The sequence below is a fragment of the Citrobacter sp. CtB7.12 genome (assembly GCF_001297795.1).
Taxonomy (GTDB): domain Bacteria; phylum Pseudomonadota; class Gammaproteobacteria; order Enterobacterales; family Enterobacteriaceae; genus Citrobacter_A; species Citrobacter_A amalonaticus.
Genome location: NZ_LIFT01000025.1, coordinates 78,736 through 91,431 on the forward strand (window position 1 = coordinate 78,736; position 12,696 = coordinate 91,431).

The 12,696-nt window shown below is 54.4% G+C and carries 9 protein-coding genes; 7 read left to right on the top strand and 2 right to left on the bottom strand.

Annotated elements, in window-relative coordinates:
- The first annotated feature begins 373 nt into the window (after positions 1 to 373).
- Both AOY24_RS21440 and rutR read left to right on the top strand, forming a co-directional pair.
- The gene (locus tag AOY24_RS21440; RefSeq protein ID WP_043001044.1) at positions 374 to 547 is read left to right on the top strand and encodes a general stress protein; all 174 of its coding nucleotides are present in this window, start codon (positions 374 to 376) and stop codon (positions 545 to 547) included.
- A gap of 163 nt (positions 548 to 710) precedes the next feature.
- Entirely contained in the window at positions 711 to 1,349 is a 639-nt protein-coding gene (gene rutR, locus AOY24_RS21445; protein WP_044258058.1) for an HTH-type transcriptional regulator RutR, read from the top strand.
- On the opposite strand, the gene AOY24_RS21450 is transcribed toward rutR, so the two are convergent.
- The gene (locus tag AOY24_RS21450; protein WP_054177337.1) at positions 1,346 to 1,741 is read right to left on the bottom strand and encodes a lysozyme inhibitor LprI family protein; all 396 of its coding nucleotides are present in this window, start codon (positions 1,739 to 1,741) and stop codon (positions 1,346 to 1,348) included. The two genes, rutR and AOY24_RS21450, sit on opposite strands and share 4 nt — an antisense overlap.
- A gap of 59 nt (positions 1,742 to 1,800) precedes the next feature.
- A complete protein-coding gene (putA, locus tag AOY24_RS21455; RefSeq protein ID WP_054177329.1) occupies positions 1,801 to 5,763 on the bottom strand; it encodes a trifunctional transcriptional regulator/proline dehydrogenase/L-glutamate gamma-semialdehyde dehydrogenase in 3,963 nt (1,320 codons plus the stop codon).
- A gap of 397 nt (positions 5,764 to 6,160) precedes the next feature.
- Here putA and putP point away from each other — a divergent pair, with 397 nt between their 5' ends.
- From putP to phoH, 5 genes are all read left to right on the top strand, one after another.
- On the top strand, positions 6,161 to 7,669 hold the full coding sequence (putP, locus tag AOY24_RS21460) for a sodium/proline symporter PutP (protein ID WP_043001041.1): 1,509 nt from the start codon (positions 6,161 to 6,163) through the stop codon (positions 7,667 to 7,669).
- A 223-nt stretch (positions 7,670 to 7,892) separates the two neighbouring features.
- Positions 7,893 to 8,726: an iron uptake transporter permease EfeU gene (gene efeU, locus AOY24_RS21465; RefSeq protein ID WP_054177330.1), complete on the top strand. Its 834-nt coding sequence runs from the start codon at positions 7,893 to 7,895 to the stop codon at positions 8,724 to 8,726.
- 56 nt (positions 8,727 to 8,782) lie between these two features.
- Positions 8,783 to 9,910 (top strand): iron uptake system protein EfeO, encoded by a 1,128-nt coding sequence (gene efeO, locus AOY24_RS21470; protein ID WP_054177331.1) that lies wholly within the window; start codon positions 8,783 to 8,785, stop codon positions 9,908 to 9,910.
- 5 nt (positions 9,911 to 9,915) lie between these two features.
- A complete protein-coding gene (efeB, locus tag AOY24_RS21475; protein WP_043001038.1) occupies positions 9,916 to 11,199 on the top strand; it encodes an iron uptake transporter deferrochelatase/peroxidase subunit in 1,284 nt (427 codons plus the stop codon).
- A gap of 518 nt (positions 11,200 to 11,717) precedes the next feature.
- The gene (phoH, locus tag AOY24_RS21480; RefSeq protein WP_054177332.1) at positions 11,718 to 12,506 is read left to right on the top strand and encodes a phosphate starvation-inducible protein PhoH; all 789 of its coding nucleotides are present in this window, start codon (positions 11,718 to 11,720) and stop codon (positions 12,504 to 12,506) included.
- The last annotated feature ends 190 nt before the right edge of the window (positions 12,507 to 12,696 follow it).

Genomic DNA, 12,696 nt, shown 5'->3' on the forward strand with positions numbered 1-12,696 from the left:
CCTCGTATTAACCGTGTCTGTAGCGATTCGCTACCCTCTTTAAAGATATGACGTGGCGCTGAGAGTGCAAATATCACGACCATTTCTTTGATTTATAACAAATTTTAGGACAGCCTGTTTTGTAGCAAAATGATACATTTTCTCGCCGCTAAATTTTGCTAATCATAAGAAAGGCTTATTGATAAACTGAGGCAATTATTTCTCAACACGGACTTAAGCTGTTGCAGGATATTACCAGCGGCGGGCCGAACGCTCTGTATTGCCTAAGCTTAGTTTCACGTCGCGAGGTGAATGGCATCCGCCATCCGTGGCGTGAGGAGTCACTCCTCAGTACCTATGCAATATGATGTCTAATCAATGACGGAGGTCAGTAATGGCAAACCATCGAGGCGGTTCCGGTAATTTTGCCGAAGACCGTGAAAGAGCATCAGAAGCAGGTAAGAAAGGTGGTCAGCACAGCGGGGGGAATTTTAAAAATGACCCGCAGCGTGCCTCTGAAGCAGGTAAAAAAGGGGGCAAGAGCAGTGGTGGTAGCCGTAACAGCTAGCATTGCCGCACTTGTCGATCATCATGTTCAGCCTCCCCTAACTACGTGATGACGCCACCGCCGCCGGATACTCCGGCGGTTTTTTTTGCCCGTCAGGTTGCACTGAAAGGAAACGCCACGCAGACTATGCGCCACTGACAGATTCACCGAACAAGGAAAGGGCATGGCCGAACGTGCTGAGAAAAAAACAGGTAAACGCTCGCAGGCGGTCAGCGCGAAACGCGAAGCGATTCTGACAGCCGCATTAAATACGTTTTCACAATATGGTTTTCACGGCACCCGTATTGAACACATTGCCGAGCAGGCCGGCGTCTCCAAAACCAATCTTCTTTATTACTACCCGTCAAAAGAGGCGCTGTATGTCGCCGTGCTACGTCAAATTCTGGATATCTGGCTGGCGCCCTTAAAAGCGTTTCGGGAAGATTTTGCGCCATTGGCTGCCATTAAAGAGTACATCCGGCTGAAGCTGGAAGTGTCCCGTGATTACCCGCAGGCCTCGCGTCTTTTTTGCATGGAGATGCTGGCCGGTGCGCCGCTGTTGATGGATGAATTGACCGGCGATCTGAAAACGCTGATTGATGAAAAGTCCGCCCTGATTGCCGGTTGGGTGAAGAGCGGCAAACTGGCGCCGATCGACCCGCATCATCTGATCTTCATGATTTGGGCTTCAACACAGCATTACGCCGATTTTGCGCCTCAGGTTGAGGCGGTGACGGGCGCAACGCTGCGTGACGAAACCTTTTTTAATCAGACGGTTGAAAACGTTCAACGCATGATTATTGAGGGAATTCGCGTTCGTTAATTGGCAGGCGGCAGTGGGCAGCTCATATCGCCTTCTTCGCACTGTAGCAGCGAGGCGAGAAACGCTTCACGCTCGGCGGTTTTATCCGCCAGACACTGATTGGCGATCATCACCTGAGCACTTCCCCCCTCGGTGCCGGAGCTGATAAGCGCGCAGTCGGCATCGCGCATGGCGATCCACGCGGTCTGCGCCTTTTTCAGCAGTTCCTGCTGTGGCGGGACTGCGCGTTTCAGCGCATTCTGATACGTTTCATTCAGTTCTTTGTCTGCCGTCTGATACTGGGTGACGGCACAGGTATTCATTTCCGCTTGCGTACTGGCATTTGCGCAGTCATCGGCCAGCGCCTGACCGCTGAGCAGCAGCGTAGCGCAGGTGAGTAGTATTCGTTTCATCATTCCCTCTGGCTCCATAAAAAAAGGCCCCGTTTCCGGAGCCTTAATTAACCACAGCCTTAGCCAATTGTCATCAGGCTTGCGTTACCTCCGGCGGCTGCCGTGTTCACGCTTAACGAACGCTCGACGTACAGTCGCTCCAGCAGAATATTGCTTTCACCACGGGCGAAACCTTGTACCGAGACAATCGCGCCTTCACGGGCTGCTACCGTTTCACACAGGGCACGAAGCTGATCGGAATCGCCGTGGAAGATCACCGCATCAAAAGGCTGCGTTGTCAGGCTGTCGGTTTTCGCAAACGCAATGCGGGCAGAAACCGCTGCCGGCAGGCGTTTCGCCAGATCACGGTGGAAAGCATCGTCAGTCCACAAAATCTGACTCCCGACCGAAGTGACGGCGGCAAGTTGCACCAGCGCATCCTGTTCATCATCCGCGATACACAGTACGCGCTCACGCGGTAACAGCGTCCAGGTGTTACGCTCCCCGGTAGGGCCAGGCAGCAGACGCTGCGTACCGGCCTGCGCCAGTTCGCCAAACTGTTGGCAAAGTTGACGTAACACAGGGCGATCGGCCGCCCACTCGCTGAGCGCTTCCAGCGGCTGGATCAGCGCGGCTTTCAACTGGGCGTCTACCGGATAGTCCGCATCCTGACGCGCCAGAGTGATGGCCAGCGCATTTTCCGGACGATTTGCCAGCAGACGGTAGAGATAGAGCGGCCCACCGGCTTTTGGGCCGGTCCCCGAGAGTCCTTCGCCGCCGAACGGCTGTACGCCGACGACCGCCCCCACCATATTCCGGTTAACGTACAGGTTGCCTACGTGCGCCGAACCGGTGACCTGGGCAATGGTTTCATCAATACGGGTGTGGACGCCCAGCGTCAGACCGTAGCCGGAGGCGTTGATTTGGTCAATCAGCGCGTCCAGGTTGTTGCGGTTGTAGCGTACAACGTGCAGAACCGGACCAAAGACCTCTTTTTGCAGCTCGTCAATGCTTTCCAGTTCGATCAGCGTTGGCGCAACGAATGTACCGCTTTGCCATTCACGGACATCTTCACTGTTTTCACGCGCCGCCTGGAATACCGGACGACCTTTCGCCCGCATAGCCTGAATATGCTGTTCAATATTGGATTTGGCTTCACTGTCGATCACCGGACCGATATCGGTGGTCAGACGCCCCGGGTTGCCCATCCGGCATTCGGCCATCGCGCCGCGCAGCATTTTCAGCGTGTGGTCGGCGATATCATCCTGTAGACAGAGTATGCGCAGCGCGGAGCAGCGCTGTCCGGCGCTGTCAAATGCCGAGGACAGTACGTCGACCACCACCTGTTCGGTGAGGGCAGACGAGTCAACGATCATCGCGTTCATGCCGCCCGTTTCGGCGATCAGGGGAATCGGACGTCCCTGTGCATCCAGACGCGTCGCGATGTTACGTTGCAGCAGCGTCGCTACTTCGGTAGAACCGGTAAACATCACGCCGCGCACGCGGCTGTCGGCGGTCAATTGCGCGCCCACTGTTTCACCCCGGCCAGGCAGCAGTTGCACCACGCCCGGCGGTACGCCAGCTTCCAGCAAGATGGCAATGCCCTGGGCTGCGATAAGCGGCGTCTGTTCCGCGGGTTTTGCCAGTACGCTGTTGCCTGCAGCCAGCGCGGCGGCGATTTGTCCGCTGAAAATGGCCAGCGGGAAGTTCCACGGGCTGATGCAAACAACCGGACCGAGCGGGCGGTGGGTCTCATTATCAAAATCGTCACGCACCTGACCGGCGTAATAATGCAGGAAGTCTACTGCTTCACGCACTTCGGCAATGGCGTTGGCGAAGCTCTTACCGGCTTCACGCACCAGAATGCCGATCAGCTGTTGCATCTGGCCTTCCATCAACACGGCAGCGCGATGGAGGATGGCGGCACGTTCATGCGGCGGCGTCGCAAACCAGATAGGAGCATTGTTCACCGCGCTTTGCAGCGCCTGTTCGACTTCAGTTTCACTGGCTTCACGGACATAACCGACGATGTCTTTCGGTTCTGCCGGGTTGACCACCGGGCTCATTTCGCCCTCGGCAACCGGTGTCTCGAGCATCGGCAACGCTCGCCATTTTTGCAGCGCGCTGTTGAGCAGGGCAGAGGAGAGTGAGGCCAGACGATGTTCGTTGGAAAGATCCAGACCGGCAGAGTTTTCGCGCCCTTTGCCGTACAAATCGCGCGGCAGCGGAATTTTCGGATGCGGCAGACCGGTCTGACCTTCCTGCTGCGCCAGTTTTTCAACGGCCTCGACCGGATCGGCCACCAGTTCGTCCAGCGGCAGCGTGGTATCCGCGATACGGTTAACAAAGGAGGTGTTCGCCCCGTTTTCCAGCAGACGACGCACCAGGTACGCCAGCAGCGTTTCATGGGTGCCAACCGGTGCATAAATGCGGCACGGACGGTTAAGTTTGCCATCCGTCACTTTACCGGTGACCTGTTCGTACAGCGGCTCACCCATTCCGTGCAGGCACTGGAACTCATACTGACCTGGATAGTAGTTCTGCCCGGCCAGCTGATAAATGGCTGCCAGCGTATGGGCGTTGTGGGTCGCAAATTGTGGGTAGATCAAATTCGGTACGGCGAGCAGCTTTTTCGCGCAGGCGAGATAAGAGACATCGGTGTAGACCTTGCGCGTGTAAACCGGGTAGCCTTCCAGACCGTCCATCTGGGCGCGTTTGATCTCGCTATCCCAGTAGGCGCCTTTGACCAGGCGGATCATCAGGCGGCGACGGCTGCGGGTGGCCAGATCGATCAGGTAATCGATGACGAACGGGCAACGTTTCTGGTACGCCTGAATGACGAAACCAATACCGTTCCAGCCAGACAGTTCAGGTTCAAAACACAGTTTTTCCAGCAGATCGAGGGAGATCTCCAGACGGTCGGCCTCTTCGGCATCGATATTGATGCCGATATCATACTGGCGCGCCAGCAGCGTCAACGACTTCAGGCGCGGATAGAGCTCTTCCATCACTCTATCGTACTGGGCACGGCTGTAACGCGGGTGCAGGGCGGAGAGCTTGATAGAGATCCCCGGACCTTCATAAATCCCGCGTCCGTTCGACGCTTTACCAATTGCATGAATTGCCTGCTGATAGGAGACCATATAGGCCTGCGCATCGGCTGCGGTCAGCGCGGCTTCACCCAGCATATCGTAAGAGTAGCGGAAGCCTTTTTCTTCCAGCTTACGGGCATTCGCCAGCGCTTCGGCAATGGTTTCTCCGGTCACGAACTGTTCGCCCATCAGACGCATCGCCATATCGACGCCTTTACGGATCAGCGGCTCACCGCTCTTACCGATAATGCGGTTCAGGGAGCGCGAAAGGCTGGCTTCGTTATGGGTGGAGACCAGACGACCGGTGAACAGCAGACCCCAGGTCGCCGCGTTGACGAACAACGACGGACTACGACCAATGTGCGACTGCCAGTTACCGTTGCTGATTTTGTCGCGGATTAAGGCATCGCGCGTGGCTTTATCCGGAATACGCAGCAGCGCTTCCGCCAGACACATCAGCGCCACCCCTTCCTGCGAAGAGAGAGAAAACTCCTGCAGCAAGCCTTGCACCATACCGGCACGGCCGCTGGCTGTTTTCTGATTACGCAGTTTATCCGCCAGTTGGTAAGCCAGCTTATGGGCCTGTTCGGCTACCGGCTGCGGCAGACGCGCCTGTTCCATCAGCATCGAGACCGCGTCAGTTTCAGAGCGACGATACGCGGCGGTAATGGCGGAACGCGAGACCGACTGTGGGAGGATCTGCTCGGCAAATTCCAGGAAAGGTTGATGGATCTCTTCCTGCGGCACCGTGGATTCATCGCCTTCGTTGGCGGCTCCAGCCAATAGCGCAGGAATTTCTGGCAGCGTGTCATCGTTTTCCAGTTTTTCCAGGTAATTAAAGATTGCCTGCTTAATCAACCAGTGCGGGGTGCGATCAATTCGCGTTGCCGCTGACTTAATGCGCTCGCGCGTTGCGTCATCCAGTTTAACCCCCATCGTGGTGGTTCCCATGCCATCTGCTCCTGTTGTTCGGTGAGGTACTGCTTATCGTTATCGAGAAATATCTACTATGTTGCAACTTTGTGCAACCACGTTAAATGTGACCTGTATAACAAGCTTAAAAATGAATGAAATGTTAATAAAAGAAAGATGTATGACGTTGGGAAAAATAATAACGCTATCTTTTTCTCTGCGGCAGTTAACACTTTTAAAAGGTGCAACCGCGAAAAATGTGAGAGAGTGCAACCTGCCAGAAAATAGTGTTCATCTGCATTTAAATTTGATGTAAATGATGTGTTAAATCGATTGTGAATAAACCGCGCTTCCGGCAGGATACGGTCGCCCGGGAAATACAACAGGCTTTGCCACGTTCCGGCAGAGCAATAAAACAGAAGAGTCTGGAGATTTTATGGCAATTAGCACACCGATGCTGGTGACGTTCTGTGTCTATATTTTTGGCATGATACTGATTGGTTTTATCGCCTGGCGTTCAACCAAGAACTTTGATGATTATATTTTGGGGGGCCGCAGTCTCGGGCCATTTGTCACCGCATTATCTGCGGGCGCGTCGGATATGAGCGGCTGGCTGCTGATGGGCTTACCGGGCGCGATTTTCATTTCCGGGATTTCAGAAAGCTGGATTGCCATCGGCCTGACGTTAGGGGCGTGGATCAACTGGAAGCTGGTGGCCGGGCGCCTTCGCGTGCACACCGAACATAATAATAACGCCCTGACGCTGCCGGACTACTTCACCGGGCGCTTTGAAGACAAGAGCCGGGTTCTGCGCATTATCTCCGCGCTGGTAATTCTGCTGTTCTTCACTATTTATTGTGCATCCGGCATCGTGGCAGGGGCGCGTCTGTTTGAAAGCACCTTTGGCATGAGCTACGAAACCGCACTGTGGGCAGGCGCGGCGGCCACCATCCTCTATACCTTTATTGGCGGATTCCTCGCGGTAAGCTGGACGGATACCGTACAAGCCAGTCTGATGATTTTTGCACTGATCCTGACGCCGGTGATTGTCATCATCAGCGTTGGGGGCTTTGGCGATTCGCTGGAAGTCATTAAACAGAAGAGCATTGAGAACGTTGATATGCTCAAAGGGCTGAATTTCGTCGCCATCATTTCCCTGATGGGCTGGGGCCTGGGCTACTTCGGTCAGCCACACATTCTGGCACGTTTTATGGCGGCGGATTCCCACCACAGCATCGTTCATGCCCGCCGTATCAGCATGGCCTGGATGATCCTCTGTCTGGCAGGTGCGGTCGCGGTCGGTTTCTTCGGCATCGCTTACTTCAACAACAATCCGGCGCTGGCGGGTTCGGTGAATCAGAACGCGGAGCGCGTGTTCATCGAACTGGCGCAAATCCTGTTTAACCCGTGGATTGCCGGTATCCTGCTGTCTGCGATTCTCGCGGCGGTAATGTCAACGCTGAGCTGTCAGTTGCTGGTATGTTCCAGCGCCATTACCGAAGATCTGTACAAAGCGTTCCTGCGCAAAGGTGCCAGCCAACAGGAGCTGGTTTGGGTAGGGCGCATTATGGTGCTGGTGGTCGCGCTGGTGGCGATTGCCCTGGCGGCGAACCCGGATAACCGGGTGCTGGGTCTGGTGAGCTACGCCTGGGCTGGTTTCGGCGCCGCGTTTGGTCCGGTGGTACTGTTCTCGGTGATGTGGTCGCGTATGACTCGCAACGGCGCACTGGCCGGGATGATTATCGGTGCCGTGACGGTGATCGTCTGGAAACATTTCGGTTGGCTGGATCTGTACGAAATCATTCCGGGCTTTATCTTCGGCAGCGTCGGTATCGTCGTCTTCAGTCTGTTGGGTAAAGCGCCATCATCGGCGATGCTCAAACGCTTTGCTGAGGCTGACGCGCACTATCATTCCGCACCGCCATCGCGTTTGCAGGAAGGCTAACGTCTCAGTTCACTGACTAATCAGGCCCGCTTCGTGCGGGCTTTTTTGTCTTTTTCAGCTATCGCTTCCTGCCACAATCATTAACCCGCTAAGTGTTTACATTCTGACATCATTATCATTACATTCTGCTTGAGTTTTCTCTTGCCGTAATGATAATCACTATCACTGTAATTTACCTTTCTTTGCATCAGTTGACTAAGAATAACGTTTAAGGGTGTCTGGCATGTTTGTTCCGTTTCTAATTATGTTGCGTGAAGGGCTGGAAGCCGCGCTGATAGTCAGCCTGATAGCCAGTTATCTGAAGCGTACCCAACGAGGCCGTTGGATTGGCGTGATGTGGATTGGTGTATTTCTGGCGGCGGCGCTGTGTCTGGGCCTTGGGATCTTCATCAACGAGACCACCGGTGAGTTTCCGCAGAAGGAGCAGGAACTGTTTGAGGGTATCGTTGCGGTGATTGCTGTGGTGATCCTCACCTGGATGGTGTTCTGGATGCGTAAGGTTTCGCGCAACGTCAAAGTCCAACTGGAGCAGGCGGTCGACAGCGCATTACAGCGCGGTAATCACCACGGCTGGGCACTGATCATGATGGTCTTTTTCGCCGTGGCGCGTGAAGGGCTGGAATCCGTTTTTTTCCTGCTGGCGGCCTTTCAACAGGATGTCGGGATCTGGCCGCCGGTGGGGGCCATGATGGGGCTGGCGACTGCGATTGTTCTCGGTTTCTTACTCTACTGGGGCGGTATCCGTCTGAACCTGGGCGCTTTCTTTAAGTGGACCAGCCTGTTCATTTTGCTGGTGGCGGCCGGTCTTGCTGCAGGCGCGATTCGCGCCTTCCACGAAGCGGGATTGTGGAATCACTTCCAGGACGTAGCATTTGATATGAGCGCTATTCTTTCGACGCACTCGCTGTTTGGCACTTTGATGGAAGGCATTTTTGGCTACCAGGAAGCTCCGAGCGTCAGTGAAGTTGCGGTCTGGTTTATCTATCTGATACCGGCGCTGGTGGTGTTTGCATTGCCGCTGCGCACAGGCACAACCGCGTCCCGCGCAGCGCCTTGACGCTTCGCGACGCAAACTCTTATGTAGTTACAACATACTTATTAAAAGGGATGGTCATGACGAATCACTTTCGCCGTAGTGCGCTGCAGCTTGGCATGGCTGCACTGTTTGCTTCTGCTTTTACTGCCCATGCTGCGGATATTCCGCAGGTTAACGTCACGGTAACGGATAAACAATGTGAGCCGATGAGCATTACGGTTAATGCCGGCAAAACCCAGTTCATCATTCAAAACCACAGTCAGAAAGCGCTGGAATGGGAGATCCTGAAGGGGGTGATGGTGGTTGAAGAACGCGAAAACATCGCGCCGGGATTCAGCCAGAAGATGACTGCCAATCTGCAACCGGGCGAATATGACATGACCTGTGGCCTGCTGACTAACCCGAAAGGGAAGTTGATTGTTAAGGGCAGCGCGACGGCCGATGCCGCGCAGAGTAACGCTTTACTGAGTCTGGGTGGCGCTATCACCAACTATAAAGCCTATGTGACCGAAGAGACCGCGCAACTGGTGGCGGGAACTAAAGCCTTCACCGATGCCATTAAGGCGGGCGATCTGGAGAAAGCGAAGTCACTGTATGCGCCAACTCGTCAGCATTACGAACGTATCGAGCCGATTGCTGAGCTGTTCTCCGATCTTGACGGCAGCATCGATGCCCGTGAAGACGATTACGAACAAAAAGCCGCCGATCCGAAATTTACCGGCTTCCACCGTCTGGAAAAAGCGCTGTTTGGCGATAACTCGGTCAAAGGGATGGAGAACTACGCCGATCAGTTAAATACCGACGTTCTGGATCTGCAAAAACGCATCAGTGAACTGGCATTCCCACCGTCAAAAGTGGTTGGCGGTGCAGCAGGACTGATTGAAGAAGTGGCGGCCAGTAAAATCAGCGGCGAGGAAGATCGCTACAGCCATACCGATCTGTGGGATTTCCAGGCGAACGTTGACGGAGCGCAGAAGATCGTAGACCTGCTGCGTCCGCAACTGCAAAAAGAGAACAGCGAGCTGTTAGCAAAAGTGGATGCGAACTTCAAAAAAGTGGATACCATCCTCGCGAAATATCGCACCAAAGACGGTTTTGAGACTTACGATAAACTAACCGATGCAGATCGCAACGCGCTGAAAGGCCCGATTACGACGCTGGCGGAAGATCTCGCGCAATTACGCGGTGTACTGGGTCTGGATTAAGCACCATGCAGCATGATAATAAAAACGGCGTGAGCGAACCGTCACGCAGACGTTTGTTGAAAGGAATGGGCGCGCTCGGCGGCGCGCTGGCGTTGGCCGGCGGTTGTCCGGTCGCCCATGCGCAAAAGCCGCAAAGCGCGCCGGGAACCTTGTCGCCGGATGCTCGTAGCGAGACTCAGCCTTTTTACGGTCCCCATCAGGCGGGTATTTTGACGCCGCAGCAGGCTTCAATGATGCTGGTGGCATTTGACGTTCTGGCATCGGATAAAGGTGAGCTCGAACGATTGTTTCGCCTGCTGACGAAACGTATTGCTTTCCTGACCACTGGCGGCCCGGCACCGGAAACGCCGAACCCGCGTATGCCACCAATGGACTCCGGGATCCTCGGCGCCTTCATCGCGCCGGATAACCTGACCATGACGCTGTCGGTGGGGCATTCGCTGTTCGATACGCGCTTTGGCCTACAGGCGCAGATGCCAAAGACGTTGCAGAAAATGACCCGTTTCCCGAATGACTCTCTGGATGCGGCGTTATGCCATGGCGATGTGTTACTACAGATTTGCGCTAACACCCAGGACACGGTGATCCATGCCCTGCGCGATATCATCAAACATACGCCGGATTTGCTGAGCGTTCGCTGGAAGCGAGAAGGGTTTATATCCGACCATGCGGCGCGCAGTAAGGGTAAAGAGACTCCGGTCAATTTACTGGGCTTTAAAGACGGTACGGCGAATCCGGACAGCAGCGATGTAAAGCTGATGCAGGACGTGGTGTGGGTGACGGCGGAGCAGGGGGAACCGGCGTGGGCCATTGGCGGATCTTATCAGGCTGTTCGTCTGATTCAGTTTCGCGTCGAATTCTGGGATCGCACGCCGCTCAAAGAGCAGCAAACCATTTTTGGCCGCGATAAGCACACCGGCGCTCCGTTGGGGATGCAGCACGAACATGATGTGCCGGATTACGCCAGCGACCCGGACGGCAACGTCATTGCGCTGGACAGCCACATTCGTCTGGCGAATCCACGCACGGCGCAGACGCAGTCGAGCCTGATGATGCGTCGTGGATACAGCTACTCCCTTGGCGTGACGCCATCCGGACAGCTTGATATGGGATTGCTGTTTGTCTGCTATCAACACGACCTGGAAAAAGGGTTCCTGACCGTGCAGAAGCGGCTAAACGGCGAAGCGCTGGAGGAGTACGTTAAGCCGATTGGCGGCGGCTATTTCTTCGCGCTACCGGGAATCAAGCAGGCCGATCGCTATCTGGGCCAGTCTCTGCTTGAAGCCTGACAGTGATACCCCGTCTGTGGGCGGGGTATGTTGCGTCTCACGCGGCTGAAAATATTCTTTTTTTATATGATCCGTTTTTTGAAATAATTTTGTAATATCTCCGTAAGAGACTGTTGCCAACAGAAATGAGAATTTAGTTAACGTCAGGTAAAAATATTGTTGCGTTATTGCTAAGTTCTGATGTAATTATACGTAATAGCGGTAGTTCCCGGCAGTGATGGTTATTCACTATGGAGATCGCGAATGGTAAAGTCCTCTCGTGGACACGTTTCTGACAGTTTTTGCAGCCTATTACGCGGAAGTCTCTCCTCCGGTAGCCATCTCGTCACCGCTAAATTTCTCTCATTTTCCCCTCTTCTTCGTGTTACTGACGCCATATTCGGTGCGCGTAGCCGTGTGTGGCGTCTATTCGAAAGGCAAGCAATGGCTTACAAGGAAGCCAACCCGCAGATGTTCGTGCGCATAATCGCGCTGCCAACGGCGCGTGTGATGAATACCAACAACTCAAGGTGCTATCCATGGGAAGACAAAAAGCAGTGATCAAAGCTCGTCGTGAAGCAAAACGTGTGCTGAGACGGGACTCACGCAGTCATAAACAGCGTGAAGAAGAATCGGTCACCTCGCTTGTGCAGATGAGTGGCGTAGAAGCGATTGGCATGGCGCGCGACAGTCGCGACGCCACGCCAATCATGGCGCGCAATGAGGCTCAATCGCACTACCTGAATGCTATCGAGAGTAAACAACTGATTTTCGCTACGGGCGAAGCCGGGTGTGGTAAAACCTGGATCAGTGCGGCAAAAGCAGCAGAGGCCCTGATACATAAAGATGTAGACAGGATCATTGTCACCCGTCCAGTTCTGCAGGCTGATGAAGATCTCGGCTTCTTACCTGGAGATGTATCGGAGAAGTTTGCTCCCTATTTCCGGCCGGTTTATGACGTGCTGGTTAAACGACTCGGGGCATCTTTTATGCAGTATTGCCTGCGACCTGAAATCGGTAAGGTGGAAATCGCGCCGTTCGCCTACATGCGCGGACGTACATTTGAAAATGCAGTGGTCATTCTTGACGAGGCTCAGAACGTCACTGCTGCGCAAATGAAGATGTTCTTAACGCGCCTCGGGGAGAATGTGACGGTTATCGTCAACGGGGACATTACCCAGTGCGATTTACCCCCTTATGTTCAGTCAGGGCTCAGTGACGCGCTGGCCCGCTTTAAAGAAGATGAAATGATAGGGATTGTTCGCTTCAATAAAGATGATTGCGTTCGCTCGGCGCTCTGCCAACGAACGCTGAATGCGTACAGTTAAGTTAGCAATCTTTGCGCTCAGAGCCCGGGAAAACCGGGCTTTGTTTTTTAGGCGAATGTCACATAGGGTGGTGAGGGGGATTGACTGACTTCGCTCGTTGTCGACCCCTGGTCGGGGATTCTCATCCCCCCCATTGGGGAATATAAAAGAAAAGAGCCGATACATAAGTACCGGCTCTTATCTGAAATAT